Here is a 25,559-nt window from a genome sequence, read left to right as displayed (position 1 = left end):
TGCCATGACCCGATTTCTTCCTTTGATGGCCGCTGCCGCGCTGCTGGCCGGCTGTGCCGTCGGCCCCGATTTCCGCCGCCCCGCGCCGACCGATGATGCCGGCTACGTGCCGGGCCCGCAACCGGTTGCCACCGTCGCGGCCGACAGCGGCGATCGCCATCCGCAATCGCACGCGCAGACACTGGCCGCAGGCGCCGACGTGCCGGCGCAATGGTGGACGCTGTTCCATAGCGCCGAGCTGGACGCCACCATCCGCATGGCGCTCGACGCCAGCCCCACGCTGGCCCAGGCGCGCGCGCGGCTGCGCGAGGCGCAGGAAAACCTTGCCGCGCGCACTGGCGCCACGCGCTGGCCCGCGGTTGACGCGCAGCTCAATACCACGCGGCAGCAGGTCAATTTCCAGTCGATGGGCATTTCGACGATCCCCAGCCCGGGACCATTTACGCTGTATGGCGCTACGGTGCAGGTGTCCTATGTACTCGACCTGTTCGGCGGGCAGCGGCGCGAGCTCGAAGGGCTGCAGGCGGCGGTCGACTACCAGCGCTACGAGCTGGAAGCGGCGCGGCTGGCGCTGGCCGCCAACGTCGCCACCGCGGCGATCCGCGAGGCCGGACTGCGCGCGCAACTGGCCGACACGGTGGCGCTGGCCGAAGCCCAGCGGCGCCAGCTCGGCATCGCCGAGGAACGCCTGCGCGCCGGCGGCGTCGCGCGCGTCGACGTGCAGCGCCAGCGCGCACAACTGGCGCAGACGCAGGCGCTGGTGCCGGGCCTGCAGCGCCAGCTGGAAGCGACACGGCACCAGCTCGCGGTCTACACCGGCCAGACTCCGGCAGCCGCCTCCTTGCCCGCATTCACGCTGGACGCGCTGCATCTGCCCGACACGCTGCCGGTCAGCCTGCCGGCCACGCTGGCGCGGCGCCGCCCCGACATCCGCGCGGCCGAAGCGCTGCTGCACCAGGCCAGCGCCGATATCGGCGTGGCCACCGCCAACCTCTATCCGCAGGTCACGCTGAGCGCCAGCGGCGGCAGCCAGGTCACCGCCGCGCGCGACCTGTTCAGCAGCCTCAATGTGTGGAGCCTCGCAGCCGGGCTGGTGCAGCCGGTGTTCCGCGGCGGCGAACTGCAGGCGCGCAAGCGCGCCGCCGAAGCGGCGTACGAGCAGGCACTGGCCGCCTACCGGCAGGCCGTGCTGCAGGGCTTGCAGGACGTGGCTGATTCGCTGCGCGCGCTCGAGGCCGACGCCGCGACGCTGCGCGAGCGCGCCGACAATGCGCGCCAGGCGCGCGACACGCTGACGGTGGTGTCGGAACAGTACCGGCTCGGCGGCGTCAGCCAGCTGGCCGTGCTCGATGCCGAGCGCGAGGCGCGGCAGGCTTCGCTGGACCTGGCGCAGTCGCGCGCCGACCGGCTGGCGGATTCGGCGGCGCTGCTGCAGGCGTTGGGGGGTGGGTGGTGGCAGGAGGAAGAAACGCCGATGGCGGCGGCGCCCCGGTAAGCGCGCCGCCGCCGCACCCGGTCACTTGCGGTCGGTCTGCGAGTACCAGTAAGTGCGCTTGCGCTTGCCGATCCCCGGCGGCGAGATCTTCTGCGCGCCCAGCGACGAGGTATTGTCGCCGCCGCCGGGACCGGTCTGGTTGCCGCCGCCGATCAGCACCGGCACGTTGCTGGTGTTGCCTGCCGCATCCGTGACGGCAACCACCCCGAACACCGGCGACGGCGGCAAGCCACCGTTGTTGAACACGACATGGCGGTCGTCGTTCAGGCCTTTGCCGGTAAGGAACGAAATTGCATAGCCGCGCGCCTTGCCCAGGTCCGGGTAGCACACGCCCGACTTCGGCACGCTTGGCTGATTGGTGCCGAAGTAGGTGTAGCCGGCCACGGTCAGCGGCGCGTTGACCACCTTCTCGCCGGTGCCCAGCACGAGGTAGAAGCCCTTGCCCGCGCTTGTGTCGGCGTATGCGGTCGAAGTCGCGTTGAACAGGTCGGCCTCGGTCAGCGGCGTCCATGTCGACGGCAGCCCGCCGGTGAGCGTCGTGTCCTTCAGCATGTAGAAGCGGTTGCTGACGTTGTAGGCCAGGCCCGGCGTAGTGCTGGTGGTGTACAGCGGATGCTCGCGGTCGCCGCTGCCGATCATCACCGCATCGTAGTTGCCGGTGGTGATGACATCCGGCGGATACATGAACTTGCGCGCATCGTTGGTGCCCTGCGCGCCGCCCAGGGATGCGAATTTATGCAGCGTCCAGGCATCTGACCCGGTGCCGGCCGCCGTCTCGAAGTCCAGCCGCCAGACATTGCCGCCGACGTCGCCGACATAGCCCTTGTCTACCAGCCCGTCACCGTTGCGGTCCACCACGGCCACGTCGGACGGGATCGCGCGGTTCATGCCGGCAGGCGTCGTGCACACCGTGGCGGAAAGACCGGTGCAGTCGGCCAGCCATGCGCGCACCACATCGCCCGTGAAGGCATCGAACACGATCACGCCACGCCCTTGTCCCGAACTGCCGCCACCCTGGGACGGCTCGGCATCCTCGGCGGGATCGTAGCCGGCGCCCATCACCACGAGCGGGTTTGCATACCCCTTGACGCGGATCACGCGCGGCTGCGACCAGGTCTGTCCCAGTTCCGCGATGCTGGTGCTGTCGGCCTTCCACAGGAATTCCGGCGCCATCGGGTCGGTGACGTCCAGCGCGTAGGTCAGGCGCCCGCCGCGGCGCGCGGTCAGGTAGATCACCACACGAGGCTTGGCCGGGTCGCGCAGGTCCTGGAACACCGTCGTGGTGCCATCGAAGAAATAGTCGCGCGGCTTCGCGCCCGCACCGGTGGGCGATCCGCTCAGCTGCACCTCGGGCGTATTGGTGTAGAGACGGCCGAGCTTGCCATAGAACTCCGGTGCAATGAAGCCCCACAGCTCCCCGCCCGGACGTATGCCGCCGATGCCGGTGGTCTGGTTGCCATTGACCGCATGGAAGACGCCGTCGTTGGCGCCATAGAACACCACCACGCCGGTCGTGCCGCCATAGTTGATCACCACCGGGCGCGAATGCAGTACATCGCCATGCACCGAGCCGCGCATGGTAACGCTGCCCCCCGGGCCTTTCTGCAACTCCGCGCCGGCCACCGAACTTTCGCCCAGTGCCCGCACGTCGCGGCCGCGCACCCAATTGATCAGGTTGTTGACGTCGGCGGCCGTGGTATTGAGCGCGGCCTGCCCGCTGGTGCCGGTCAGCCAGCTGTTGGACGTATCGAACGAAGCCAAATTCTTGCCGCTGCATGCCCCCGACGCGCAGGTGTAGAGCTTGCGCCCGCTCTGGTCGGTGGTGAACTGGGCGCGCAGCATTTCGCCGGCGCCACCTTTCTCGACGATTTCGCCATCGCCGCCGACCACACCCGCCACGCCGTCGGCAGAGTCCAGCGCACCGGCAGCGCCGGACGGACTGTTGACCCAGAACCCCTTGGCAGGCCAGCCGCTTACCTGGCTGCCGGTATAGCTGGAACCACTGAACCCCAGCGGCGGCTCGGCGGTCCAGAAACTCTTGGCGCTGGGCGAGATGAAACCCGTGCCGGCATTGCTGATCGCACTCTGCTGGTTGGGGCCGCTGGGGTTGGCGTCCAGCACCACGATCTGGTTCTTGTTGTCGTAGCCAAGCTTGTACTGCTTCAGGTTGCCCATCCAGCGCGGCGCTGCGGTGGCGTCGGGCCGGAACATGCCGATGTAGATCTGGTTCAGGTACGAACCCTGCCCGTTCACGCTGACCGGCAGGCTCACCGAGGAGAACACGTTGTTGACGGCCTGCATCTCGTTGAAGATCTGCAGCAGCGCCTTCACCAGCGCGTCCACGTCGCCCAGGTCAACCACATAGCGCTTGCCGCCGGCATTGTCGGCCATGCTGCGGGTCGACTCGACATAGTCGGGGTTCCTGCCGTCCGTGATGGCGATCGTATAGGTGATGATGTTCTGGTTATTGTCGAGATTGCCGTTCACGTCGGTTTCGTACATGAACCGCGCCCACTCGTCTCCCCAGTTGCTTTCGTACTTGTTGGCCGCCGTGTCGAGCTTGAGCTGGGTCATCTGCTTGGCGCTGGCCCCCGCCGCGGCAAGCGCGTCCTTGGGCTCGGTGCCGGTGTCCTGCGGCTTGCCGTTGTTGACCGCGTTGGCGATGTAGATAACGAAGTTCTTCTGGCACGGGTTGGTGATCGGCGACGTGTACTGCGTACCTGACAAGCCCTTCCTGCCGCCGAAGAATGCCCAGGCTTCCTGCATGCCCCCACCCACCTGGGAATTGTTTGAGTTGTCGGTCTGGCGGTCGATGCTCTTGATGTACTCAAGGAATTGCGCGCCATTGGTGGCGTCCATCAGCGGCAATGTGTATGGCGCCGCCGACGGATAGCGGAATTTGCCGCCGGGGTTGGTGCCCGTGCCGAACATCATCAAGCCCATGTTGATGTTGCCGGCCAGCTGCGGGTTGGTCGCGAGCGTGTTCACCGCGCGGTACAGTGCGCACTGGATCGCGCCGACGTCGGTGCCGGCGTTGTTGGCGCTGACGACATCGACATCGCAGCCACGGATGGTCGTGGCCGCATTCCACGTGGACGCATTGTCCAGCAGCAACAGCACATTGGGCTTGGTACCGGCATTGCTCTGCAGGCCGGTGAACAGGTCGATGTCTTCGGCATGCGCGCCCTGCCATCCGGCCAGGGCAAGCAGGGCTGCGGCGAAGGCGGCAAGGCGCCGATTCCGGCGGGCTGGGCTCGTCATCCGGGTTCCTGTGCGATCAATGGTGAATAGGTGGCAACGCCGGTGCGGTCAGGGGCAGGCCGAGCCGGTCGGCATGCGCACCGCCACGCCCTGATGGACCGTTGCCACGGCGCCGGTGCCGGCGCTGTCATCGACCGTGGCGGCTACGTCCCACTGGGTGGCGTTGCACAGCGAATTGCCCGCGTTGTTGCCGGCCGTGACGATGCCGGTGTTCTGCACGCCGCTGCCGATCATGCACGACACATCGTCGGGATCCTTCAGGTCGAGCTCGACGTTCTTGATGGGATTGCTTGCCATGCATTCCGGCTTCGCCACCTGGGCCACGTAATCGGCCTTGCCATCTCCACTGACATCCACCGGCACGCTGATGGCCGCCGGCGCCTTGGTGAAGTCGTCGGAGATCACCTGCTCGATCGACTGCTGCGCGACGTCGCGCGCTTCGGCGGTGTGCTGCTGGTTGGCCGCGACCTTGACGTTGACCAGGCCCGAATTGACCAGCGCCACGGCGATCAGCAGGAACAGCACCATGAACACCAGCGTCACGACCAGCGTGACGCCCGTCTGCCTGCGGCGCAGTGGCCGGCCGGATAACTTCGTCATTGCTTGCCCTTCGCGGTATCGCATCATTGCTCGCGCAGTCCGGCCACGTTGACCAGCCGCGCCACCTGGGCGTAGACGTGGCGCTTGTAGCCGTCATTGAACGGACCGCTGGCGGCGGCGCGCCCCAGGTCGTAGGTGCGCGTGTCTACCGTGCCGCCAGAGGTGCGCAGCGTGCGCGCCAGCAGGTTTACGCGCACGGTGGTCACGTTGCTCCAGTTGGTTAGCGCATTGGTCCAGTCGTAGCCCGGCACGATTGGGCAGGCGGCGGCATTGTTGGCGCCGGGATCGTCCACGTAGCAGTCGGCGGAGCCGTTGCTGTCCAGGTCCATGCCGTAGGCCACATGCATGTCCTGGATGCCCTGCGCCAGCGAACGCGTCTGGAACGCGCCGTTGACCAGCTCGGCCATCTTCAGCGTGGGGATGCCGTCGCCGCCGTTGGTGCAGCGGTCGCACGGCGCGAGATAGAACGCGCGCACCACCGCTTCGCGCAGCACTGCCGGTACCGCCGCATCGCAAGCCTTGGTGCGCAACGGGAAAGCGGCCGCCGCGCTGGCATCGAAGACAAAGGCAGTGGTGTCGTTCGGGCAGGCCGATACCTGCAGGTAAGGCACGCCCGGCGTCGGGGCCGCGACCGGCGTGGTCGACACGCGCCGCACCACCAGCACCTCGGAAGTGGCGGCAAGGTCGGCCAGGCAGGGCGCAACCACGCCGGCCGCATAGCCTGCCAGAGGCAGTGGGACGGTGCCTCCTGCCGCGAAGCCGAGCGCGGCCGGGTCTGTCGCGCACAGCGCGGGACCGGCCACCGTGGCGCCCCGCGCAATGCTGCCTGCCCCGTAGAACCCCGCAAGTTCCACCTCGCGCCGGATCTGCTCCAGCGCATAGCGGCCGTTCTCCACCTGCTCGGCCGACTTGACGAACTCGGTGCGCGACAAGCTGTTGGCGTAATAGAGACTGGCCAGCGCAGTCAGCATCAGCAGGCCGATGGTGATGCCGATCATCAGCTCCACCAGCGACACGCCGCGCTGGAGCCGGCGGCCTTGTGCGATACGCGGAGGCAGGCGCTTCATGACACGGTCCCCAGCGAGCCAATGCGGATCTGCGTGCTGACCGCGCGACGGTAGGCTTCGTTGCCGTACTGGTTCTGGCCGCAGCCGAGCGCGGGGGCGCCGGTGGCGGCCAGGCCTTGCCAGGCGACGGTGATGCGGTAGACGTTGGCGGCCGCGTCGACGGTGTCGATGCAGCCGCGCGCGCCGATCATGGCGCCGACCGGCTGCGCCGCCACGCCGCTGGCCGCGGCCGTCATCTCGGCGCTGCCCAGCAGCGCGGTGTTCCATGCCTGCAGGTCGCCGTTGGCGGTGGCGTTCTGCGCGGCCGTTCCCAGCGTGCAGGCCGCCGGCGCGGCTGTGCCGGTGCCCAGCCGCACGCCGTTGGCGCCATTGGCATAGCACTGCGCCACCTGGCGGTTGGCATTGATGCGGGCGGCCATGTCCTGCAGCAGCGCGAGCGCCTGCACGCGCTGGTAGGACTCCATCTCGTTCTGGCCCGAGCGCGCCACCAGTCCCGCCGTGCCCAGCAGCGCGGCGAGCAGGATCACCACCGCCACCAGCACTTCGATCAGCAGCAGGCCACGCTGCGCGGTGCGTCGCGGCAGGCGCGCCGGCCGTTGCCCGTGGCGGCGGCCGGCGTGGGGAAGGATGCGGGTCATGTGCAGGCTCCCGTTTCAGAGGCAACGCGGCCGGTCTCGCTGACCTGCACGCACACGCGCAGCGCGACCGTCGTGTCATTGGCGGGAGCGATCTCGAAGCGCATTGCCGCGCCGGCAAGCCGGCCGTCGTTGCCGACCGACAACGCCCCGGCGGCGCTGGGGGTGATGGTGAGGCTGGCGTAGGGCCCGAAGGTGCGCACTGTCTCCGCGCCGGCGCTGACGGCCCAGCCCGCGGTCCAGGCCGCACCGGTGGGCGCCAGCGTCACGGTGGCGTTGCGCTTGACCGCCTCGCTGCGCGCCAGCAGCAGCGCCGAGCTCAGGTCGAGCGAGGCGCTGCGCACGCGCTGCCCCGCCATCAGCGACGCAAACGACGGCGCGGCGGCGAACGCGAGGATCGCCAGCACGGCCAGCGTGCACATCAGTTCGACCAGGGTGAAGCCGCGCAGCGCCCGCGGCTGCGGGCGGCACAGGCGAAGCCGGTAGGTGGCTGCCATGGTCAGTTCCAGCAATCGGTGCCGCCACCGGACGCCGACCTGGCGCCGGCGCTGGTCAGCGTCAGCGTGCCGCAGCCGGTATCGGCGCTCAGCTGGCTGCCCTTGGGCGTGGCCACGATGCTGTAGCCCGGCGGCAGCGCGGCATTGGGAGTCACGGTGACATCGTAGCGCGTGCTCTGCGCGGACGGCACCGACATGCCTAGCGCGCCGAGATTGGCGGCATAGGCGCGGTTGTCGACGAGAAACCGCTCCTGCGCGCCGGAGACTTCGAGCATGAACGACTCGATCGCGGCGCGGTGCGATCGCACCACATGGCGGCTGTAGTTGGGGATGGCGACGGCGGCCAGGATGGCGATGATCGCGACGGCGATCATCAGCTCGACCAGCGTGAAGCCGCGCGCGCGCGCGCCGCGGCCCGGCATGGCGCCCGCCGCGTCTGTTCCTGCCCCGATTTGACCCTTGACCCGAAACGGCGGCGTGACCATGCCGCCGTGTCGCACTGCAGGGCTTCTATGTCCCATGCTCGCGCTCCGTACCAATTATGTTCCGGTTGACCGATTTCCGGAGGTTATGGCGCGGAGTGTAAGTCACCGCCATTCAAGTGGGTAAGGAAATTCTGATGACAGTGCGCCAGCGTTGCGGCAATCCGACAATCGGGGGGCTTGCCAAAAACCCCGGGTACAGCTTTGGCGGTGTCCGGACGTTAACCAGCTTTCGAAGTAACGATGTGACGGCGTGACGACGTGGCAGCGCGTCGTCTGCAAGCGCCGCCGCCCGGCGCTCCGGTGCGCGGCTGTGCAACAATCGTTACAACCACGAACCCGGAGTGCCCATGCCGTCCGACAGCCCCACCCATCCGCCGCAGCCTTCCCAGGCCGGTCCCACGCCGGCGCCGCCCCACGACCTCGACGCGCTGCTGGCGTTGCTGCGCGCCAGCTTCCCGAGCCTGAGCACGCAGTTCCAGAGCGGCGCGCGCTACCTGCTCGACCACCCGCAGGACGTGCCGGTGCTGTCGATGCGCAAGATCGCCGCCAGCGCCGGCGTGCAGCCCGCCACGCTGGTGCGGCTGTCGCAGCACCTCGGCTTCGAGGGCTGGCAGGGCCTGCGCGAACTCTTTGTCGATGCGCTGCGCGGCGGTAGCCAGCCCTATGCGCGCCGCGCGCGCAAGGTGGTGCGCGAAAGCAGCGCCAGCCGCATGCTGGGCGAGATGCTCGACGCGCAGCACCATAACCTCGACCTGATCGCCGCCAACAACGACAAGACGCTGCAGCAGGCGGCGGAACTGTTGTCGCAAGCGCAGAACGTGCACGTGGCGGGCTTCCGCTCGTGCTTCCCGATCGCGTTCACCTTCCACTATGTCTACCGGCTGTTCCGCAGCTCGGTGCAGCTGATCCGCGCCGATGCCGGCACGCTGGAAATGGAGCTGCGCGGCCTGGCGCCCAAGGACGCCGTGGTGGTGGCCAGCTTCGCCCCGTATTCGCAGGAAAGCATCCGCGTGGCGGCGGCCGCGCGCGAGTGCGGCTGCAAGGTGATCGCGTTGACCGACAGCACCGTGGCGCCGATCGCGCTGGCGGCGGACTGCACGCTGCTGTTCTCGGTCGAGAGCCCGTCGTTCTTCCCCTCGATCACGGCCGGCGTGGCCATGGTCGAGGCGCTGGTCGAGCAGTTGCTGGCGCGCAAGGGCAAGGGCGCGATCCGCGCGCTCGAGCAGGCCGAGGGCGAGCTGCACCGCGCCGGGGCCTACGTGCCCGCCGGCCGCGGCTGAGGACGATTATTCGAAGGCCTCGTCGCTGGGGCTGGCGTAGGCCTTCTTCAAAGGCTCGCTCATCTGCAGCTCGAAATTGACCTGCTTGGGCGGCACCGGCGCGGCAAACCACTTGCTGTAGAGCTTGTTGATCTCGCCGCTGCGGATCAGCCCGCCGATGGCGCCGTCGACCACCTGCTTGAAGCCGGGATCGTCCTTGCGCAGCATGAACGCATAGGCCTCGAACGACTGCGGCGTGCCCACCACGGTCCAGTCGGCGGGGTTGGGCGCCAGCGTGCGCGCTCCCGACAGCAGCACGTCGTCCATCATGAACGCGGCCACGCGCCCTGACTGCAGGATCAGGAACGACTCGCCATAGTCCTTGGCGCTCTGGATGGTGATGTTGGCCTGCTTCTCGTCGTTGAGCCGGCGCAGTATGCGCTCCGAGGTGGTGCCGGCATTGGTCACCACCGCCTTGCCCGAGAGGTCGCCGAAGTCGCGCACCGGGCTGCCTTTCTTCACCAGCAGCCGCGTGCCGGCGACGAAGAACGTGGTCGAGAACGCCACCTGCTGCTGGCGCGACTTCAGGTTGGTGGTGACGCCGCATTCCAGGTCGACGGTGCCGTTCTGCACCAGCGAGATCCGGTTCTGCGAAGTCACCGGCACCATGCGCACCTGCAGCGCCGGCAGGCCGGTCTCGCGCTTCACCGCATCGATCACCCGGTCGCAGATGTCCTGCGAGAAGCCGATGACCTTCTGGTTGGCGTCGTAGTACGAGAACGGGATCGACGAGGTGCGATGGCCGATGGAGATCGTGCCTGACGACTTGATCTTGCCGAGGGTCGGGCTGGCGGCGGAATTGGCGACACCGGCGGCGACACCGGCGGCGACACCGGCGGCGACACCGGCGGCATGCGCCGTGCCGGCCGGGCCGCTGCAGAGCACCAGCGCCGCCGCTGCGGCCGATGCAACCGCGGACCGGCGCGGGGTCGGTGAACCGCCGCACGGACGCGTGACTTCTGCTGCTTTCATACAGGCTCTCCTTGGATGCGTGAATAGCTTGGTTGTCGGGGTAGCGGTCAGCGACGCGCCATCGCATCGCCAATGCTAGGCAATCAGCAACAACTGTTCCATCATGGATAACCATGAAACATATGTATTTTTCACCGGCGCGGTGAAACGACCGTTGGCGCCGCGGGCGGATGGGCGCAAACGTGGGGCATCGACGCCCGACGCTTGTGCAGCCGGCGCAGCATGGGAACGAGCAAGGAGGCAGGGAGTCGGGCGCGGGACCGCGCCGGGAGGTGGGTGGCGACGTGGGGCGGACGCCGCGCCTGGCGCGGCCGTCCGCCGTGGAACCGGCTTACCGGGTGCACTTCTCCTGGTACGCCTGCTGCAGCGACTTGCGCGGGCGCTCGCGTTCCAGCTCGGGCACCTGCCGCCCTTGCGCGGTCTCGATGGTCGAGTCGGTGGTGCGGTACTCGCGCTTGGGCGCGGTGGCGATCTGGGCGGCGAGCTCACGGCATTCCGCCGACTCGATGCTGGCCGGCGTCGCGGCCGGGTCGGGGCGGTAGGGCGTGGTGCCCTGCTGGACTGCCTCGTTGATGGCAGCGGCGGCGGCGCCCTGGACGTCCTGCTTCTGCGCCTGGGCGCTGCAGGCCACGACAAGGGTGGCAAGTGCGGCTAGGCGGATCAGGGGGCGCTGGCGGCTCGGCATGGTGGCTCCTCGGATGTATGGCTCGTTGATTGGCAGAAGCCGCCAGCTTAAACGTTCGCGCCCTGTCTGGCACTAGCGGCATCTGCGGCACTTCCGGCATTTGTTGCCGGCCGCGGCAGCCGTTGCGCTAGCGCCCGCGGTGCCCGCCCTCGTCGTCGAGTTGCCAGTCGCGCCGCATCACCACGTAGGTGAAAGACGCGGACCAGCCGATCAGGATCAGGCCCACCAGCGGCTCGATGGTCGCGATCAGCCGGGTCGCGCCGACCGGGTAGAGGTCGCCCAGGCTCTGCGTGGTGAAGGTCTCCAGCGCAAAGTAGGCATAGACCAGCAGTGAGGGCTCGCCGTGGCGGGTGGGCATGCCGGGCGCGGTCGATCCGGCCAGCCAGCCGAGGCCGAGCACATTGTCGGCAAACCAGAAGCCGAACGCGAACACCATCGCCTCCAGGCAGTGGACGAGGATGATGCAGACGATCAGCACGCCAATGTTGACGCGCCCGCTCCAGCGCCGCGGATGCAGCGACGACAGCACGCGCAGCGCCTCGTAGTGGATCCCCACCACGGCCACGGTCAGCACCGCGGCGCACAGCAGGGCCAGCAAAAAATTCTCGGCAGAGTTTTCCATGCGCAACCGGTCGAGTGGCTGGGGCGTCCGGCTTATGGCGGGCAAAAAAGACGCCCTCCAACATAACATCGGAAGGCTCGCGGGAAAACAGCCGCGGAACGCCGCAAGATGTCATGCAGAACCCGGCAAGCCACAGGATTCGTGGCCATGCGGGCCATGCACTATGCTGGAAATCCCACAATCCCAATGCAAGCGGAGGCCGACATGCGTAAATCCATCCCGATCCTGGCGGCGCTGGTGCTGTGCGGCGCCAGCGGCCTGGCACTCGCCCACAACTGCCCCAACGAGATGAAGGCGATCGACGCCAAGCTCTCGACCAAGCCGGCGCTGTCGCCGGAAGATACCGCCAAGGTGGCCAAGCTGCGTGCCGACGGCGCGGCCTATCACAAGGCCGGCAAGCATGACGAAGCGATGAAGTCGCTGCTCGAGGCCAAGAAGATACTTGGCATCTGAAGCGGGGCGCCGCACTAGAAAAAAAAGAGCCGCCGGGCAATCCCGCGCGGCGGCTTTCTCATTGCTGCATGGCCCAGGGCGAGGGCCCTGGCCCAGTCCGGTCAGGAGCCCGACCCGACCTGCTGGATCACGCCATTGGGCGCCACCAGGTAATACTCGGCGCCAACCCCCACCCAGCGCGTGCCCTTGCGCGGCGCCGGCAGGTTGTATTGCTTGTAGTCGTCGATCACATATTGGCGGTCCCTGAACTCGGTCGGCAGGCGGTCGCCCTTCTTCCATTGCTGCACCTGCACATACGGCGAGCTTTGCGGAGCTGGCGGCGGCGCAGACGCCGCGGGTTCCGTCATCGGCCGGGTAGAAGTCTTGCCACCACCCTGCGCCATGGCAAACGGCGCCGCCAGCACGCTTGCCGCCAGCAACAGGGCCGGCATCGCTTTCTTGGTATTCATCGTGATCTCCTTGCGTACGGAAAACCGAACTGCCGGAGGATCCGGACAGCTTCTACCAGATTAGTCACAAAAGCGGGAAACCGTGGCAACCGTGGCCCGGCAGCCACGTCCGCGGTGTTCACAATTGTTTGCCCGGCCGCGGCGGGCGCCATGCGCCGCGGGCCATGGTGGTGGCTAGAATGAGGCCTGACGGAAACACTCAGCAGGCCGCGGCAAGCGCCGCGCCTGCCCGGGCGCCCATGCCCTCCATAATGTTCCCTGGCCATGCCCTTCGGCCGCGCGATGCCGCGACGCATGCGCACCCTCGCCGGAGCTTGCAACCACCCCTGCCAGAGAACGACAAGAACGGGGGACTCTCGTGTTGCAAGACGCTGGTCGATTCCTGGCACTGGTCAATCCCGCCATCGCCATCGCATTCTCGCTGTGCCTCGTGCTGGCCTGGCGCTATGAGCGCAGCCGGCACTACCTGCTGCTGCCGGCTGCCGCGTATTGCATGTACGCGATCGCCATCACCCTGCAGATCGTCTGGCCGCCGCACCCCGGCGGCGGGCAGGCCACGGTGACCGGCCTGCTGTACCTGGGCAGCGGCGTGCTGCTGCTGCGCGGCATGCTGGCGCGCGTCGGTGCGCGGCTCGATACCTGCGCGCAGGTGGCATTGCCGCTCGCGCTGCTCGGCGCGATCGCGTGGTTCGACCTGGTGCAGCCGCGGCTGGTGGCGCGCATCTACATCCTGAACGTCGGCATCGCCATGATCCTGCTGCTGGGCATGCCGGCACTGGCGCGGCTGCGCAGCGGGCGGCTGGCGGACCGCGTGCTGTTCTGGTTCTACCTGCTGTTCGCGCTGCACTTCCTGCCGCGCACCGTGCTGACCGTGGTGCCGGCCGCATCGCACGATCCGGTGGCCTTTATCCAATCTGCCTACTGGCTGTGGCTGCAGGCCACGCTGGCGCTGCTGCTGATGGCACTGGCCCTGGCGTTGCTGGCCGCGGCGGTGCAGGACATCATCGTCGGCCTGCGGCACGAGCGCGACACCGACCCGCTGACGCTGCTGCATACCCGCCGCGGCCTGGCTGCGCTCGCCATGCAGCAGATCCCGCCGCCGCCGGGGCAGCCGCTCAGCCTGCTGGTGTGCGACCTCGACTTCTTCAAGTTCATCAACGACAACTACGGCCACAGCGCCGGCGACGCGGTGCTGGCGCAGTTCGGCCAGATCATTGCCGGCGGCATCCGCCGGCGCGATATCGCGGCGCGGCTGGGCGGCGAAGAGTTCGTCGTGCTGCTGCCCGATACCGCGCCCGACGCCGCGCTGCAACTGGCCGAGCGCCTGCGCCATACGCTCGAACACACGCCGATGACAGTGCTGCCCGGCGTGCACCGCGTGACCGCCAGCTTCGGCGTGGCGACGCTGCGGCCCGGCGAAGACCTGGATACGCTGCTGATGCGCGCCGACCACGTGCTCTACGCGGCCAAGAACCGCGGCCGCAACTGCGTCGCGTGGGAGCGGGACGAAGCCTTGCAGGCGCCCGGCGCCCTTGCGTGAGGCGGGGCTACAGGTAGATCACCGCGAGCGCACGCAGGATCCCGCGCAGGATCCCGATGACGATGACCGGGCGGTCGTCCGCGATCCGGTCCGGATCATGACGACAAGCGTGAATGGCGGTAGCCGGGCACGCAGGCATCCAGGATCAGGCCGAGTTCGCCGATGCGGTCCTGCGTCGCCTGCACTGCCCACGCGGCGCCGGCCTCCAGTTCGCGGCACAGCTCCGCCGCGTCGCGCGCGGCATCGATCTGCGCGAGCGCACCGCGCATGCGATGCGCGTGCGCCTGTACCGCGCCCAGGTCGCCGCTGGCGGCAGCGGCAAGCAAGGCATCGAAATCGGCCTGCACGCTCCGCGCCAGCAGCGCGGCATCGGCATCGCCGCTAATGCGCGGCGACGCCTGAGCGCGCCCCGGCATCAGCGCTTGCAGGCACGCCGCCAGCTCCTGCAGCAACACCGGCTTGACGAGGCAGCGGTCCATGCCGGCGTCGTGGCAGCGACCGGCTTCGCCAGCGCCGGCGTTGGCGGTCAGCGCGACGATGCGCACCGGGTTGCCCGCCGCGCGCAGCCGGCGGCTGAGCGCGTAGCCATCCATGACCGGCATCTGCACATCGGTCAGCACGACGTCGAAGGCGCCTGCCGTGCACGCCGCCAGCCCCTGCGCGCCGTCGCTCGCCAGTTGCACCGCGCAGCCGAGCCGCTCCAGCTGGCCACGCAGCAGTAGCCGGTTGTGCGGATGATCCTCCACGACCAGCACGCGCAGCCCGAGCTGCGGCAGCGCTGGCGCCGCATCGGCACCGGCGGCGGCGGGCGCCGGCCGTGAGGCGGTGACGGGCAGCTGCAGCGCAACGGTAAAGCGGCTGCCCTGGCCCGGCGAGCTGCCGGCGGTGATGTCGCCGCCCATCAGCCGGGCCAGTTTCCTGCAGACGGTCAGCCCGAGCCCGGCGCCGCCGGGTTCGGCCGCGCGCGTGGCATCGCCCTGCGTGAAGGGCTCGAACAGGTGCGGCAGCAGCGCGCCATCGATGCCGGGGCCGGTGTCGGCCACTTCCAGCATCAGCGTGACCTGGTCCGCGGAGGGCTGCGGTTCCTGCCACATGCGCAGCGTGACGCGCCCTTGCGCGGTGAACTTGATTGCATTGCGCAACAGGTTGGCCAGTACCTGCCGCACGCGCAGCGGATCGCCCAGCAGCCACGGCAGGCCCGGCTGCAGGTCGCAGTCCAGGGCCACGCCCTTGTGCATGGCCAACGGCTCCTGCGCGCGCGCCACGGTTTCGGCCAGCGCCACCGGATCGAACGGCACCGCGTCCAGCCTGATCTGGCCGGCTTCGATGCGCGAGAAGTCGAGCAGGTCGTCGAGCATCTGCAGCAACACCCGCGACGACTCGGTAATGGTCGCCACCTGCTGGCGCTGCCCTGCGTCCAGCTCGCTCATCGACAGCAGTTCCAGCGTGCCGAGCATGCCGTACAGCGGCGTGCGGATCTCGTGGCTCATCGCGGCCAGCAGGCGCGCGCCGGCGGTCCGGGCCGCCTCGGCCGGCGCCGGGCCAGCGCTGTCGTCGTTCGTCGTCATGGCATTTGTCCGGGGCTGCATGCCTGCCCGAAGGTGGCGGAGATATGCCAAGCATAGCCACGCGCGGCCGCGGATGCATGGAATTCGCATCGAGCGCTGTCGATGTCGATGTCGATGTCGAACTCCTCCAGCCTTTGCGGCTGGGCATCGACGGCTAAATGCAACTGCGCGCCAGCAAGGCGGCGCGGCAGCGGAAGGCTCAGGTCGTGCCCAGCCGGTCGCGGGTGCGCCGGGCCACATCCTTCATCCACGGGAACGCATCCCAGTAGCGGCGCGCAAACTGTTCGATCTCGTCGCGCTGCTTCAGCGACAGGCCGATCATGTCGAGCCCCTCCAGGAACATGCGGCGATGCCGCGCCGACAGCTCGAACGGGAAGTCGCCGACCGGCGTGCGCACCTGCATCGCTTCGACGTCGATGCGGATCTCATTGGCGCTGTCGGCATCGACCGCGTCCATCAGCCGCTCGATCACCTCGCGCGGCAGCATCACCAGCAGCAGCCGGTTGTTCATCGCGTTCGAGTAGAAGATCTCGCCGAAGCTGGGTGCGATCACCGCGCGGATGCCGAACTGCTGCAGGCCCCATACGGCATGCTCGCGGCTGGAGCCGCAGCCGAAGTTGGCGCCGCCGGCCAGGATGCTGGTGCCGGCGTACTCGGGCCGGTTCAGCACGAATTCCGGGCGCCGCGCGCCGGTGGCGTCGAACCGGTGGTCATAGAGAATGCCATCGGCCAGGCCCGACTTGTCGATGCCGCGCAGGAACTGCTTGGGAATGATCTGGTCGGTGTCGAGGTTCTCGAAACGGATCGCGGCGGCTTTGCCGGCGAGGCAGGAAAGTTCAGGCATGGGACAGCTCCAGCTTGCGGATGTCGGTGATCGCGCCGGTAATGGCGGCCGCGGCCGCCATTACCGGGCTCATCAGGTGGGTGATGGCACCCCGCCCCTGCCGGCCTTCGAAATTGCGGTTGGTGGTGGAGGCGCAGCGCACGCCGTCGGCGAGCACATCGTCGTTCATGGCCAGGCACATCGAGCAGCCGGGCTGGCGCCATTCGAATCCCGCCGCGATGAGGATGTCGGCCAGCCCTTCGCGCTCGGCCTGTGCCTTCACCGCGCCCGATCCCGGCACGACCATCGCACGCACGCCCGCGGCGACGGTCTTGCCGCGCACCACGCTGGCGACCGCGCGCAGGTCTTCGATGCGGCCGTTGGTGCATGAGCCGATGAAGACGTGCTGGATCGGCGTGCCAGCCAGCGTCGCGCCCGGCTGCAGGTGCGTATAGGCCAGCGCGCGCTGGACCGAGCGCTGCTCCGCTTCGTCGATCTGGTCTTCCGGGAACGGGACCTGGCCCGACACCGGCAGCACCTGGTCGGGGCTGGTGCCCCAGGTCACGTGCGGCTCGACCTGGCTGGCGTCGAACATGTATTCCATGTCGAACCGCGCGCCGGCATCGCTGTGAAGCGTCTGCCAGTGCTCCAGCGCGGCCTCGCGCCGGGCGCCGTCGATGTCAGGGGCGCGGCGCAGCACGTAGTCGATGGCGGCCTCGTCCGGCGCGATCAGCGCGCCGCGCGCGGCGGCCTCGACCGTCATGTTGCACAGCGTGAAGCGGGCTTCGATGCTCAGCTCGCGGATGGCCGAGCCGCAGTATTCCACCACGTAGCCGCGCGCACCCTGTGCGCCGATCGCCCCGATGATGCGCAGGATCAGGTCCTTGGCGGTGGTCCCGACCGGCAGCTTGCCGTCCACGCGGATGCGCATGGTTTTTGCCATCCGGTAGACCAGCGTCTGCGTGGCCAGCACGTGCTCGACCTCGGACGTGCCGATGCCGAAGCCCAGCGCGCCGAGCGCACCGTAGGTGGTGGTGTGGCTGTCGCCGCAGATCACCACCATGCCCGGGCGGATCATGCCGTGCTCGGGCGCCACCACGTGCTCGATGCCCTGCAGCGCGTCGTTGGTGTCGAACAGCGGGATCGCGTGCCGCTCGCAGTTGGCGTGCAGGTTGGTGGCCTGCAGCGCCGACGCCGGATTGGCGATCACGCGGATCGCGCCGGGGTGCGTGGGGATGATATGGCTGACCACCGCCACGTTCTGCCCCGGCACCAGCACGCCACGCCCCTGCTCGTGCAGGCCGGCGAAGGCCTGCGGGCTGGTGTATTCGTTCATCAGGTGCAGGTCGCAATACAACAGCACGTTGTCGTCGTCGATCCTGGCGACGGTATGGGAGTCGACCAGCTTCTGGTACAGGGTGCGGGGTGTCATGGCACAAGCCTTGGTAACGGTTTGACGGTCATTCCGCGGTCATTCCGCGGTGATACCGCGCTGCTTGATCAGGTCGGCCCACACGGGCATTTCTTGCTCAAGCCGCTGCCGGGCGGCCGCGGGCGTGCCCGGCGTCGGCTCGAAGCCTTCCTTGAGCATCCGGTCGCGCGTGGCCGGCGTCGCGAGCGCGGCATTCAGCGCGGTGTTCAGCTTGTCGATGACCGGCTTGGGCGTGCCAGTGGGCGCGAACACCATGAACCAGGTCTCGAAGTTGTAGCCGGGCAAGCCGGCCTCCGCCGCGGTCGGCACGTTCGGCAGCTGGGCCGAGCGCTTCGAACCGGTCACGGCCAGCGCCTTGAGCTTGCCGCCCTGCACATGCTGCTGGGCTGCGGACACCACCGGAAAGCTCATGTCGACCTGGCCGGCAATGGTGTCGACCAGCGCCGGGCCGCCGCCGCGATACGGCACGTGCACGATCGACACGTTGGCCACCGACTTGAACAGCTCCGCCGACATATGGAAGGTGCTGCCATTGCCGGCCGAGCCGTAGGTCAGCTTGCCCGGCTGGGCCTTGGCCGCGGCGATCAGCTCCGGCAGCGTCTTGGCCGGGATGTTGTTGTTGACCACCAGCACGTGCTGCGAGCTGGCGACCATGCCGATCGGCGCGAGGTCCTTCAGCGTGTCATACGGCATGCGCGGGAACAGGCCGGGGTTGATGGCCAGCGACACCGTCTGCAGGCCGACGGTGTAGCCATCGGCGGGCGCCTTGGCGACCGCGTCGACGCCGATGTTGCCGCCGGCGCCGGCACGGTTCTCCACCACGATGGTGCCGCCGAGGCTCCTGGCCCAGGCATCGGCGACCAGGCGCGCGGCGATGTCGGCGCTGCCGCCGGGCGCATACGGCACGATCAGGCGGACCGGGCGCTGGGGGTAGGACTGGGCAGCGGCAGTGCCGGCGGTGGCGGCGAAAACCGCGGCACAGGCCAGCAAGGCGGTCAGGTGGACAAGTTTCACGGGCGTCTCCTGTGGGATGAATTGTTGTGGAAACGATCGTATCATTGCCCCGGAGAAACATAATTCAGACTCCGTTACTTCTTTAGTTCCTGCAATTCAGCAATGGATAACTTCTCCGATCTCGCCTTCTTCCAGTGCATCAACAAGCACGGCAGCCTCGCCGCCGCGGCGCAGGAACTGGGCGTGACGCCGCCCGCGGTCAGCAAGCGGCTGGCCGCGCTAGAAGCGCGGCTGGGCGTGCGGCTGCTGCACCGGACCACGCGGCGCATCGGCCTGACGCCGGAGGGCGAAAGCTACCTGGTCGAAGGGGCGCGCATCCTGGCGGAAATGGAGGCGCTGGAGCGCGCCATCGCCGGCAGCAGCAGCACGCCGCACGGCCTGCTGAAGATCGGGGCGACGCTGGGTTTCGGCCGCCGCCATATCGCGCCGGCGCTGTCGGCATTCGCGCGCGCGTTTCCCAGGATCGAGGTCCAGCTGCACCTGAGCGACCGGCCGCTCAACTTGGTGGAGCAGGGCCTGGACGCGCTGATCCATTTCGGCGAGCTGCCCGACGTGCGGCTCACCGCGCGGCTGCTAGCCAACAACCGGCGCCTGCTGTGCGCGGCGCCGTCCTACCTTCAGGCCGCCGGCGAGCCGGCGAATCCACGCGAGCTGGCACGGCACAACTGCATCTTTATCCGCGAGGCCGACGAGACCTTCGGCACCTGGCACCTGCGCAACGGCGCGCAGCAGGAGACGGTCAAGGTGCGCGGCACCATGAGCACCAACGACGGCGAATCGGCGCTGGCGTGGGCGCTCGACGGGCAAGGGCTGCTGGTGCGCTCCGAATGGGACGTGGCCGAGCACCTGCGCAGCGGCGCACTGCGCCGCGTGCTGCCGCAGTGGCAGCTGGCGCCGGCGGACATCTACCTGGTATTCCCGGCGCGCAACCACCGGCCCGACAAGGTGCGGGCGCTGGTGGATTTCATGCTGGAGCGGTTTGCCGGCCACCGCGCCCGCGGGCCGGGCGGCGCGGACAGCGCGTGGTAGCGTGGTAGCGCGCGGTGGCGGGATGACCGGCTGAGAGAACCGCCTTAGCCGGCAAACCGGTAGCCCAGCCCCACTTCGGTCAGCAGGTGGGCCGGCTGCGCCGGGTCCGCTTCGAGCTTGTGCCGCAGGTGCCCCATGTAGACGCGCAGGTACTGGCTGCTTTCCGATTGCGCGGGCCCCCATACCTCGCGCAGCAGCTCGCGGTGCGTCATGACCTTGCCGCGATGCGCGATCAGCACGGCCAGCAGCCGGTACTCGATCGGCGTCAGGTGCACCGCCTGCCCGGCGCGCGTGACCAGTCGGTTGGCAAGGTCGACCTGGACGTCGCCGAACGTGACCTGGCTGGAACCCTGCGCGCTGGCGCGGGCATGCCGGCGCAGCAGCACCCGCAGCCGCGCCACCAGCTCGGCCACGCCGAAGGGCTTGGTCAGGTAGTCGTCGGCCCCCGCATCCAGCGCGCCGACCTTGTCGGCTTCGCCGCTGCGCGCGGACAGCACCAGGATCGGCACGGCGGTCCAGGTGCGCACCTCGCCGATCAGCTTGAGCCCGTCGCCGTCCGGCAGGCCAAGGTCGAGGATGACCAGGTCGGGCTGCCGCGTGCCGGCCTCGATCAGGCCGCGCTTGAGCGACTCGGCCTCGTGCACCGTGCAGCCCTCGGCCTCCAGCGTCAGGCGCACGAAGCGGCGGATATGCGGTTCGTCCTCGACGAGCAGGATCGTGGGCGAAAAATCGAACGGCATCTATGCCTCTCCTTGCCTGGTTGGCGACGGCTCGGGCAGTTCGGCCGGCTCGGGCTCGATCGCCGGCGGGTTGCCGCGCGGCAATGCGATCGTGAAGCGCGCGCCGGTGCCATCGCCAGGGCGCGACTGACCCTGCCGCTGCGCCGGCTCCACCCAGATGCGGCCGCCATGCGCCTGCATGATGGCCTCGCATACGGCCAGGCCCAGCCCGACGCCGGCGGTCGCGGACTCGCGTTCGCCGCGCGTGAATTTCTCGAAGATCTGCCGCTCCCTGCCGCGGGGCACGCCCGGACCGTCGTCCTCGACCACTACCCGGACCTCGTCGCCCGCAGCCATGGCCGACAACCGGATTTCGGTGCCTGGCGGCGTGTACTTGGCGGCATTCTCCAGCAGGTTGCACAGCACGCGGTCGACCAGCACGGCGTCGCACTCCACCAGCGGCACCTGCGACAGGCTGGCCACGACAACGCGGTGGCGCGCCAGCGCCTCGCGCATCGCGGCCAGGCTCGCGCCCACCAGTTCCTCCACCGATTGCCATTCGCGCCGGATGTGGACGTCGCGGCTTTGCAACCTGGCCATGTCGAGCAGGTTGACCACCATGGTCCGCATGCGGCGCGCCTGCTCCAGCATCGCGGCGACAGTCTCCTCCAGCGGCGGGGCCAGCGGCGGCGTGCCGCGCTGCATGGTTTCTGCCATGCCGATCAGGCTGGTCAGCGGCGTGCGCAGGTCATGCGAGACCGCGGCCAGCAGCGAACTGCGCAGGCGTTCCGACTCCATCGACAACAGCGCCTGCTGTGCCACCTCGACGTAATGCAGCCGTTCTATCGCGATCGCGATCAGCGTGCAGAACACATCAGCCTGGCGTCGTAGCGCCGGCTGCGCGAACGCATGCGGCACCGCGGGCTCCACGGCGAGCACGCCGCGGGTGCGCATCGGCGCCTTCAGCGGCAGGTACAGCACGGTGCTGCCCGGCAGCGTGCCGGTGCCGGTGCCCGCGGGCTGGCCATGGTGGAAGACCCATTCGGCGAGCACGCGGTCGATCGAGTCGCTGTGTCCCGCGCTGTGGCCCGCGCTGTGGCCGGCGCTGTTTCCCATGCCGCGCGCCGGGCCGTCATCCGACACCGGTGGCAGCAGCCGCCCGTCCGCCGAGACCAGGAAGAAGGCCGAACTGGCATCGAAGGCGGCGCGCAGGAAGCGGCTGCCGATCGCGACGATCTGCTCGGACTGCAATGCCGCCGACAGCTCGCGCGCCAGCTCGTACAGCGTGCGCGCGTCCTCTTCGCGCTGCACCGCCAGCCGCGCCTGCTCGCGCAGCCCGGCGGTAAGCTGGCCGATCACCAGCCCGACCGACAGCAGCACCAGGAAGGTCAGCAGGTACTGCACGTCGGAGACGGCGAACGACAGCCGTGGCGGCACGAAGAAGAAATCGAACGACGCCACCGCCAGCACCGACGCCAGCGCCGCCGGCCCGCGGCCGTGGCGCAGCGCCACGCCGACCACCGCCACCAGGAACAGCATGACGATGTTGACCACGTCGAACCATGGCAGCGCCAGCGCCGACAGCAGCGTCGCGCCCGCGCACCAGGCCACGGCCCAGGCGTAGTCCTTGCGCCTGGCGCCGTCAGGGCTTGCCGTGGTTTCCGTGTCGTCGGCGGCATGGCGCGGACGCAGATCCGCGCGCGTCATGTCGGCGGCCACGCGGATGATATCGATCTCGGGGCAGCCGCGCGCCAGCGCATCGGCAAAGCTGGCGCGGCGGCCGGGCAGCCAGCCCGGTCCGCTGAAGAACGGCGACAGTGCCAGCCCGAGCAGCGCACGCGCGCGCTCCACCAGCGAGCCGCCGCGGCGCCAGTCCGCCGGCGCGCGGCCGAGCACGACCTTGGTCAGGTTGTGGCGCCGCACGTAGCCCGCAATCGCCTGCACCATGTCGTTGCCGGCCAGCGTCTCGGTCCGTGCGCCAAGCTCCTCGGCAAGGCGCATCGCGGCCTGCAGGCGCAGCCTGGCGGTATCGGATAGCGGCGCCAGCCGGGGCGTCGCTACCGTGACCACGTGCCAGTCGCAATCGAGCTGCCCGGCGAGCCGGCGCGCGCTGCGCACCACCTGCTCGGCATCATCGCCGCTGCCGATGCAGGCGAGCACCGCCTCGCGCGTGCGCCAGACCGCCTGCACGGCTTCGGACTGGCGCCAGGCGCGCACATCGTCGTCGATACGGTCCGCGGTGCGGCGCAGCGCCAGTTCGCGCAGCGCGATCAGGTTGCCCTTGCGGAAGAAGTTGCGCGCCGCGTGCCGCGCCTGCTCGGGCAGGTAGACCTTGCCCTCTTTCAGCCGGCGCAGCAGTTCGTCGGCCGGCAGGTCGACCAGCACGACCTCGTCGGCGCCGTCGAAGACCGTGTCGGGCACGGTCTCCCACACGCGGATGCCGGTGATGCCGCCGACGGCCTCGTTAAGGCTCTCCAGGTGCTGCACGTTGACCGTGGTCCACACATCGATGCCGGCCGCCTGCAGCTCCTGGATGTCCTGCCAGCGCTTCGGATGGCGGCTGCCCGGCGCATTGGAGTGCGCCAGTTCGTCGACCAGCACCAGCGCAGGATGGCGGGCCAGCGCCGCGTCCAGGTCGAATTCGCTGAGCACGCGCTCGCGGTACGGCACCGCCTTCATCGGCAGGCGCTCGATGCCGCCGACCAGCGCTTCGGTTTCCGCGCGGCCGTGGGTCTCGACCACGCCGCTGACGACGTCGACGCCCTGCGCCGCCGCCGCGCGCGCGGCGGTAAGCATGGCAAAGGTCTTGCCGACGCCCGCCGATGCGCCGAAGTAGACCCTAAGCTTGCCGCGCGCAGCCCGAGCCGTTTCGGCCTGCACCTGCCTGAGCAGGGCATCGGGATCGGGGCGTGTGCCGGCGGCGCGGAGTTCGGTATCAGGCATGGGAAAGTTCGCGCCCCATGCTAGCAGAACCGCCTGCCCGACGCGCCGCCACGGCGCATGGCTGGCGCTGCGCGGCAAAAGGGATCGATACGATCTGGAAGATCCCGGTCACGGCTGACATCCTTGAATGGGTCCGGGCAAGCCTACCGGCGTGTCCGTAAAAACCGGGTAGAAAGAAGGCGGACCGGCATAAAAATCCTATAAAAATCGCAGCGCGCACGTCCCGATGCTGATCCGGATCGACTTCGGCGCCATGGGACAGGTCGCCGGCCACTGGCGCGGCATCGGCGTCACGCTGTTCGTCAACTGGCTGGTCAAGCCGTTCTCGATGGCCTTGCTCGGATGGATCTTCGTGCGCCAGCTGTTTTCCGCATGGCTGCCGGCCGACCAGACCGACAGCTACGTGGCGGGACTTATCCTGCTGGCCGCGGCGCCGTGTACCGCGATGGTCTTCGTCTGGTCGCAGTTGTGCAAGGGCGATCCCTATTTCACGCTGTCGCAGGTGGCGGTGAACGACGCCATCATGGTGGTAGCCTTCGCGCCGATCGTCGGACTGCTGTTGGGACTGTCCTCGATCACCGTCCCGTGGGACACGCTCATCATGTCGGTGGCACTCTACATCGTCATTCCGGTGCTGTTCGCGCAGATCATCCGCAAGGCGCTGCTGGCCAGAGGTGAAGCGGCGTACCGCCGCGTGGTGGATGCGCTGGGCCCCGGCTCCATCACGGCGCTGCTTGCCACGCTTGTGCTCCTGTTCGGCTTCCAGGGCAACGCGATCGTCGAGCAACCCCTGATCATCCTGCTGCTTGCGGTACCGATCCTGATCCAGGTGCTGCTGAACTCCGGCCTGGCTTATCTGCTGAACCGCAAGCTCGGCGTTGCCCATTGCGTGGCGGGACCATCGGCGCTCATCGGGGCAAGCAATTTCTTCGAACTGGCCGAGGCCACGGCCATCAGCCTGTTCGGCTTTCAATCCGGCGCGGCACTGGCCACCGTGGTCGGCGTGCTGATCGAGGTGCCCGTCATGCTGTTCGTCGTGGGCGTGGTCAACCGTTCGCGGCGCTGGTACGAATCGCACTGAGTCTCCACTGGCGCACCATCAGTCAGCTACGGACATAAAAAAACCCCGCGCAGAGGCGGGGCTGATCTTTACAGATTTTGGTTAGACAAGGTCAGAACGGAATATCGTCGTCCATATCCTCGAAACCATTCGACGGTGCCTGCTGCGGGCGACGAGCGCCGCCACCACCTTGGCCGCCGCCCTGGCCGCCGCCCTGGCCGCCACGGCCGCCGCCGTAGCCACCGCCGCCGCCCTGCGATTCACGGCTGTAGCCGCCGCCACCACCGCCGCCGCCGCCGCCGTAGCCGCCTTCATCGGCACCGCCGCCGCCACCCTGGCGCGAGCCCAGCATCTGCATCTGGTCGGCAACGATTTCGGTCGAGTACTTGTCCTGGCCGGACTGGTCCTGCCACTTGCGGGTGCGGATGCGGCCTTCGATATAGACCGACGAGCCCTTGCGCAGGTACTGGCCAGCGATTTCGGCCAGCTTGCCGAACATCGAAACGCGGTGCCACTCGGTGGCTTCCTTCATCTCGCCGGACTGCTTGTCCTTGTAGCGATCGGTGGTCGCCAGGCGAAGGTTGGTGACCGCGTCGCCGCTGGGCATGTAGCGGGTTTCGGGGTCGGCGCCGAGATTGCCGACGAGAATGACTTTGTTGACCGAGGCCATGTGAATGTTCTCCAAAAGCCACGCGCTGTGTTGAAAAGCGTGGCAATACGATAAGGCGACAAGGGTGAAGCTGACTGCAAGTGTGATCCGATACTGCGCCGACGGCTAGCGTGGCCGGTTGCCGGGTTCGGCACTGCGCCGTCACTGCGGCGCCGCCAAGGCGCAGCGACATGCAGCAACTAAAGCAACGTAAACGAACATCGCGCCGCCCGGCCGGTGTC

General features: G+C 68.7%; 22 protein-coding genes and 1 pseudogene. 6 read left to right on the top strand and 17 right to left on the bottom strand.

Annotated features, from left to right (window positions below):
• The first annotated feature begins 4 nt into the window (after positions 1-4).
• Complete coding sequence (locus E0W60_RS12685; protein ID WP_135704397.1) at positions 5-1,495, top strand: efflux transporter outer membrane subunit; 1,491 nt, start codon at positions 5-7, stop codon at positions 1,493-1,495.
• A 21-nt stretch (positions 1,496-1,516) separates the two neighbouring features.
• Here E0W60_RS12685 and E0W60_RS12680 read toward each other — a convergent pair whose 3' ends face one another.
• From E0W60_RS12680 to E0W60_RS12655, 6 genes are read right to left on the bottom strand one after another with little or no spacing between them, the layout of a single operon-like run.
• Positions 1,517-4,756: a pilus assembly protein gene (locus E0W60_RS12680; RefSeq protein WP_135704395.1), complete on the bottom strand. Its 3,240-nt coding sequence runs from the start codon at positions 4,754-4,756 to the stop codon at positions 1,517-1,519.
• A 48-nt stretch (positions 4,757-4,804) separates the two neighbouring features.
• Positions 4,805-5,356 carry a pilus assembly PilX family protein gene (locus E0W60_RS12675; protein WP_135704393.1) on the bottom strand — a complete coding sequence of 184 codons (552 nt, stop codon included), beginning with the start codon at positions 5,354-5,356 and terminating at the stop codon, positions 4,805-4,807.
• Between the two features lie 23 nt (positions 5,357-5,379).
• Positions 5,380-6,423 carry a PilW family protein gene (locus tag E0W60_RS12670; protein ID WP_135704392.1) on the bottom strand — a complete coding sequence of 348 codons (1,044 nt, stop codon included), beginning with the start codon at positions 6,421-6,423 and terminating at the stop codon, positions 5,380-5,382.
• Positions 6,420-7,061, bottom strand: coding sequence for a type IV pilus modification PilV family protein (locus E0W60_RS12665; RefSeq protein ID WP_135704390.1), 642 nt, complete (start codon positions 7,059-7,061; stop codon positions 6,420-6,422). The genes E0W60_RS12670 and E0W60_RS12665 overlap by 4 nt, the downstream gene beginning before the upstream one ends.
• On the bottom strand, positions 7,058-7,555 hold the full coding sequence (locus tag E0W60_RS12660; RefSeq protein WP_135704388.1) for a GspH/FimT family pseudopilin: 498 nt from the start codon (positions 7,553-7,555) through the stop codon (positions 7,058-7,060). Before E0W60_RS12660 ends, E0W60_RS12665 begins: the two co-directional genes overlap by 4 nt.
• A 2-nt stretch (positions 7,556-7,557) precedes the next feature.
• Complete coding sequence (locus E0W60_RS12655; RefSeq protein ID WP_135704387.1) at positions 7,558-8,076, bottom strand: type IV pilin protein; 519 nt, start codon at positions 8,074-8,076, stop codon at positions 7,558-7,560.
• Positions 8,077-8,387: 311 nt separating this feature from the next.
• Here E0W60_RS12655 and E0W60_RS12650 point away from each other — a divergent pair, with 311 nt between their 5' ends.
• A complete protein-coding gene (locus tag E0W60_RS12650; protein WP_133093666.1) occupies positions 8,388-9,320 on the top strand; it encodes a MurR/RpiR family transcriptional regulator in 933 nt (310 codons plus the stop codon).
• A 6-nt stretch (positions 9,321-9,326) separates the two neighbouring features.
• On the opposite strand, the gene E0W60_RS12645 is transcribed toward E0W60_RS12650, so the two are convergent.
• The 3 genes from E0W60_RS12645 to E0W60_RS12635 form a co-directional block, all read right to left on the bottom strand.
• Entirely contained in the window at positions 9,327-10,331 is a 1,005-nt protein-coding gene (locus tag E0W60_RS12645) for a transporter substrate-binding domain-containing protein (protein WP_240745919.1), read from the bottom strand.
• A 331-nt stretch (positions 10,332-10,662) separates the two neighbouring features.
• Positions 10,663-11,016, bottom strand: a complete 354-nt coding sequence (locus E0W60_RS12640) for a hypothetical protein (RefSeq protein WP_135704385.1) — start codon at positions 11,014-11,016, stop codon at positions 10,663-10,665.
• Positions 11,017-11,143: 127 nt separating this feature from the next.
• Positions 11,144-11,638: a two pore domain potassium channel family protein gene (locus E0W60_RS12635; RefSeq protein ID WP_133093664.1), complete on the bottom strand. Its 495-nt coding sequence runs from the start codon at positions 11,636-11,638 to the stop codon at positions 11,144-11,146.
• A gap of 204 nt (positions 11,639-11,842) precedes the next feature.
• Between E0W60_RS12635 and E0W60_RS12630 the strand changes: the two genes are divergently transcribed.
• Entirely contained in the window at positions 11,843-12,091 is a 249-nt protein-coding gene (locus tag E0W60_RS12630) for a hypothetical protein (protein WP_195430533.1), read from the top strand.
• Positions 12,092-12,192: 101 nt separating this feature from the next.
• Here E0W60_RS12630 and E0W60_RS12625 read toward each other — a convergent pair whose 3' ends face one another.
• Entirely contained in the window at positions 12,193-12,540 is a 348-nt protein-coding gene (locus E0W60_RS12625; RefSeq protein ID WP_133093663.1) for an RcnB family protein, read from the bottom strand.
• 358 nt (positions 12,541-12,898) lie between these two features.
• Here E0W60_RS12625 and E0W60_RS12620 point away from each other — a divergent pair, with 358 nt between their 5' ends.
• Entirely contained in the window at positions 12,899-14,080 is a 1,182-nt protein-coding gene (locus E0W60_RS12620) for a GGDEF domain-containing protein (RefSeq protein ID WP_135704384.1), read from the top strand.
• Between the two features lie 95 nt (positions 14,081-14,175).
• Here the strand turns inward: E0W60_RS12620 and E0W60_RS12615 are convergent, their stop codons facing one another.
• From E0W60_RS12615 to E0W60_RS12600, 4 genes are all read right to left on the bottom strand, one after another.
• A complete protein-coding gene (locus tag E0W60_RS12615; RefSeq protein ID WP_167884581.1) occupies positions 14,176-15,648 on the bottom strand; it encodes an ATP-binding protein in 1,473 nt (490 codons plus the stop codon).
• 199 nt (positions 15,649-15,847) lie between these two features.
• Positions 15,848-16,492, bottom strand: coding sequence for a 3-isopropylmalate dehydratase small subunit (leuD, locus tag E0W60_RS12610; RefSeq protein WP_135704380.1), 645 nt, complete (start codon positions 16,490-16,492; stop codon positions 15,848-15,850).
• On the bottom strand, positions 16,485-17,903 hold the full coding sequence (leuC, locus tag E0W60_RS12605) for a 3-isopropylmalate dehydratase large subunit (protein WP_135704378.1): 1,419 nt from the start codon (positions 17,901-17,903) through the stop codon (positions 16,485-16,487). The genes leuD and leuC overlap by 8 nt, the downstream gene beginning before the upstream one ends.
• Before the next feature lie 39 nt (positions 17,904-17,942).
• Positions 17,943-18,917 carry a tripartite tricarboxylate transporter substrate binding protein gene (locus E0W60_RS12600; RefSeq protein ID WP_133093658.1) on the bottom strand — a complete coding sequence of 325 codons (975 nt, stop codon included), beginning with the start codon at positions 18,915-18,917 and terminating at the stop codon, positions 17,943-17,945.
• Positions 18,918-19,019: 102 nt separating this feature from the next.
• Here E0W60_RS12600 and E0W60_RS12595 point away from each other — a divergent pair, with 102 nt between their 5' ends.
• Entirely contained in the window at positions 19,020-19,946 is a 927-nt protein-coding gene (locus tag E0W60_RS12595; RefSeq protein WP_133093657.1) for a LysR family transcriptional regulator, read from the top strand.
• Positions 19,947-19,990: 44 nt separating this feature from the next.
• Here the strand turns inward: E0W60_RS12595 and kdpE are convergent, their stop codons facing one another.
• A complete protein-coding gene (gene kdpE, locus E0W60_RS12590; RefSeq protein WP_133093656.1) occupies positions 19,991-20,686 on the bottom strand; it encodes a two-component system response regulator KdpE in 696 nt (231 codons plus the stop codon).
• Positions 20,687-23,608 (bottom strand): sensor histidine kinase, encoded by a 2,922-nt coding sequence (locus tag E0W60_RS12585; protein ID WP_135704376.1) that lies wholly within the window; start codon positions 23,606-23,608, stop codon positions 20,687-20,689.
• A 220-nt stretch (positions 23,609-23,828) separates the two neighbouring features.
• Between E0W60_RS12585 and arsB the strand changes: the two are divergent.
• A pseudogene (arsB, locus tag E0W60_RS12580) lies at positions 23,829-24,689 on the top strand (ACR3 family arsenite efflux transporter); the annotation flags it as partial.
• 91 nt (positions 24,690-24,780) lie between these two features.
• Here arsB and E0W60_RS12575 read toward each other — a convergent pair.
• Complete coding sequence (locus E0W60_RS12575; RefSeq protein WP_135704374.1) at positions 24,781-25,338, bottom strand: single-stranded DNA-binding protein; 558 nt, start codon at positions 25,336-25,338, stop codon at positions 24,781-24,783.
• Between the last annotated feature and the right edge of the window lie 221 nt (positions 25,339-25,559).

The organism is Cupriavidus oxalaticus, from assembly GCF_004768545.1.
Taxonomy (GTDB): Bacteria; Pseudomonadota; Gammaproteobacteria; order Burkholderiales; family Burkholderiaceae; genus Cupriavidus; species Cupriavidus oxalaticus_A.
Note: the sequence above shows the minus strand (reverse complement) of the source record. Positions and strands in the feature narration are given on the sequence as shown.

What these genes read in the sequence shown, in the direction of transcription:
- E0W60_RS12670 (WP_135704392.1), bottom strand. Translation starts at nt 6,423, where the DNA reads ATGAAGCGCCTGCCTCCGCGTATCGCACAAGGCCGCCGGCTCCAGCGC.
- E0W60_RS12615 (WP_167884581.1), bottom strand. Translation starts at nt 15,648, where the DNA reads ATGACGACGAACGACGACAGCGCTGGCCCGGCGCCGGCCGAGGCGGCC.
- E0W60_RS12665 (WP_135704390.1), bottom strand. Translation starts at nt 7,061, where the DNA reads ATGACCCGCATCCTTCCCCACGCCGGCCGCCGCCACGGGCAACGGCCG.
- E0W60_RS12585 (WP_135704376.1), bottom strand. Translation starts at nt 23,608, where the DNA reads ATGCCTGATACCGAACTCCGCGCCGCCGGCACACGCCCCGATCCCGAT.
- E0W60_RS12595 (WP_133093657.1), top strand. Translation starts at nt 19,020, where the DNA reads ATGGATAACTTCTCCGATCTCGCCTTCTTCCAGTGCATCAACAAGCAC.
- E0W60_RS12635 (WP_133093664.1), bottom strand. Translation starts at nt 11,638, where the DNA reads ATGGAAAACTCTGCCGAGAATTTTTTGCTGGCCCTGCTGTGCGCCGCG.
- E0W60_RS12645 (WP_240745919.1), bottom strand. Translation starts at nt 10,331, where the DNA reads ATGAAAGCAGCAGAAGTCACGCGTCCGTGCGGCGGTTCACCGACCCCG.
- E0W60_RS12680 (WP_135704395.1), bottom strand. Translation starts at nt 4,756, where the DNA reads ATGACGAGCCCAGCCCGCCGGAATCGGCGCCTTGCCGCCTTCGCCGCA.
- E0W60_RS12660 (WP_135704388.1), bottom strand. Translation starts at nt 7,555, where the DNA reads ATGGCAGCCACCTACCGGCTTCGCCTGTGCCGCCCGCAGCCGCGGGCG.
- leuD (WP_135704380.1), bottom strand. Translation starts at nt 16,492, where the DNA reads ATGCCTGAACTTTCCTGCCTCGCCGGCAAAGCCGCCGCGATCCGTTTC.
- E0W60_RS12675 (WP_135704393.1), bottom strand. Translation starts at nt 5,356, where the DNA reads ATGACGAAGTTATCCGGCCGGCCACTGCGCCGCAGGCAGACGGGCGTC.
- E0W60_RS12575 (WP_135704374.1), bottom strand. Translation starts at nt 25,338, where the DNA reads ATGGCCTCGGTCAACAAAGTCATTCTCGTCGGCAATCTCGGCGCCGAC.
- kdpE (WP_133093656.1), bottom strand. Translation starts at nt 20,686, where the DNA reads ATGCCGTTCGATTTTTCGCCCACGATCCTGCTCGTCGAGGACGAACCG.
- E0W60_RS12640 (WP_135704385.1), bottom strand. Translation starts at nt 11,016, where the DNA reads ATGCCGAGCCGCCAGCGCCCCCTGATCCGCCTAGCCGCACTTGCCACC.
- E0W60_RS12625 (WP_133093663.1), bottom strand. Translation starts at nt 12,540, where the DNA reads ATGAATACCAAGAAAGCGATGCCGGCCCTGTTGCTGGCGGCAAGCGTG.
- E0W60_RS12655 (WP_135704387.1), bottom strand. Translation starts at nt 8,076, where the DNA reads ATGGGACATAGAAGCCCTGCAGTGCGACACGGCGGCATGGTCACGCCG.
- E0W60_RS12685 (WP_135704397.1), top strand. Translation starts at nt 5, where the DNA reads ATGACCCGATTTCTTCCTTTGATGGCCGCTGCCGCGCTGCTGGCCGGC.
- E0W60_RS12650 (WP_133093666.1), top strand. Translation starts at nt 8,388, where the DNA reads ATGCCGTCCGACAGCCCCACCCATCCGCCGCAGCCTTCCCAGGCCGGT.
- E0W60_RS12630 (WP_195430533.1), top strand. Translation starts at nt 11,843, where the DNA reads ATGCGTAAATCCATCCCGATCCTGGCGGCGCTGGTGCTGTGCGGCGCC.
- leuC (WP_135704378.1), bottom strand. Translation starts at nt 17,903, where the DNA reads ATGACACCCCGCACCCTGTACCAGAAGCTGGTCGACTCCCATACCGTC.